General features: G+C 48.7%; 1 rRNA gene. It reads left to right on the top strand.

What is annotated here, in order from left to right:
• A 23S ribosomal RNA gene (locus FO442_RS18605) occupies positions 1 to 2,124 on the top strand; the annotation flags it as partial.

Here is a 2,124-nt window from a genome sequence, read left to right as displayed (position 1 = left end):
CGGGGGATGCCTTGGCTCTCAGAGGCGAAGAAAGACGTGATAAGCTGCGATAAGCTACGGGGATTGGCAAATACGAATAGATCCGTAGATTTCTGAATGGGGAAACCTAGCTGGTTGAAGACCAGTTATCCGTAAGGAGGCGAACGCGCTGAACTGAAACATCTAAGTAGGCGTAGGAAGAGAAAACAATAGTGATTTCCGGAGTAGCGGCGAGCGAAATGGAAAAAGCCCAAACCAGTAATGTTTCGGCATTGCTGGGGTTGTAGGGCTGCAATATGGACTATTATATTATAGAGGAAGTGTTTGGAAAGTCACTCCGCAGAAGGTGAAAGGCCTGTACTCGAAATAGTATAATTACCTAGCAGTACCCTGAGTAGGGCGGGACATGTGGAATCCTGTCTGAATCAACCGGAACCATCCGGTAAGGCTAAATACTCCTGAGAGACCGATAGCGAACGAGTACTGTGAAGGAAAGGTGAAAAGAACCCTGAACAAGGGAGTGAAATAGACCCTGAAACCGTGTGCCTACAAGCGGTCGGAGCCATTCGTGGTGACGGCGTGCCTTTTGCATAATGATCCTACGAGTTACTCCTCATTGGCAAGGTTAAGTGATTCAGTCACGGAGCCGAAGCGAAAGCGAGTCTGAATAGGGCGTTTTAGTCAGTGGGGGTAGACGCGAAACCTTGTGATCTACCCATGGGCAGGTTGAAGTTCCAGTAACATGGAATGGAGGACCGAACCGATAAACGTTGAAAAGTTTCCGGATGACCTGTGGGTAGGGGTGAAAGGCCAATCAAACTGGGAAATAGCTCGTACTCCCCGAAATGCATTTAGGTGCAGCGTTCAGGTTGAGTCTTATAGAGGTAGAGCTACTGATTGGACTAGGGGGCTTCACCGCCTACCAAATCCTGACAAACTCCGAATGCTATAAGATATACTGAGCAGTGAGGGCACGGGTGCTAAGGTCCGTGTCCGAGAGGGAAAGAACCCAGACCATCAGCTAAGGTCCCCAAATGTACACTAAGTTGATCAAACGTTGTCCGGTTGCATTGACAGCTAGGATGTTGGCTTGGAAGCAGCCATTCATTTAAAGAGTGCGTAACAGCTCACTAGTCGAGCGATCGGGCGTGGATAATAAGCGGGCATTAAGTGTACTACCGAAGCTATGGATTTGTAGTAATACAACTGGTAGGGGAGCATTCTAGTCAGCGTAGAAGGTGCATGGTGATGTGTGCTGGAGCGGCTAGAAAAGCAAATGTAGGAATAAGTAACGATAATGCAGGCGAGAAACCTGCACACCGAAAGACTAAGGTTTCCTGGGCGACGCTAATCGTCCCAGGGTTAGTCGGGACCTAACGCGAACCCGAAGGGGGTAGTGGATGGCAAACGGGTTAATATTCCCGTACTTGCTTTAACTGCGATGGGGTGACGGAGTATTGAAAGGACCGCGAACTGACGGAATAGTTCGTTGAAGGTTGTAGCTATATTTTGGATAGTTAAATGCGTTCAGAATGGCAAAGACCGATAGTACCGCGCGGCTTCGGCCAAGTGGATAGTGTCCCTAAAAGCTTCCAAGAAAAACCTCTAAGCTTCAGGTTAAAGCAACTCGTACCGTAAACCGACACAGGTAGTCGAGGAGAGAATCCTAAGGTGCTCGAGTGATTCATGGCTAAGGAACTAGGCAAAATGGTCTCGTAACTTCGGGAGAAGAGACGCCACAGCAATGTGGCCGCAGTGAATAGGCCCAGGCGACTGTTTATCAAAAACACATGGCTTTGCAAAATCGAAAGATGAAGTATAAGGCCTGACACCTGCCCGGTGCTGGAAGGTTAAGAGGAGATGTTAGTTTCGGCGAAGCATTGAATTGAAGCCCCAGTAAACGGCGGCCGTAACTATAACGGTCCTAAGGTAGCGAAATTCCTTGTCGGGTAAGTTCCGACCTGCACGAATGGTGTAACGATCTGGGTACTGTCTCAGCCATGAGCTCGGTGAAATTGTAGTATCGGTGAAGATGCCGATTACCCGCAACGGGACGAAAAGACCCCGTGAACCTTTACTATAGCTTCACATTGACATTGGGTAATTCATGTGTAGGATAGGTTGGAGACTTTGAGGCTGCGTCGC

This window comes from Fluviicola chungangensis (assembly GCF_007558725.1).
Lineage (GTDB): Bacteria > Bacteroidota > Bacteroidia > Flavobacteriales_D > Crocinitomicaceae > Fluviicola > Fluviicola chungangensis.
Note: the sequence above shows the minus strand (reverse complement) of the source record. Positions and strands in the feature narration are given on the sequence as shown.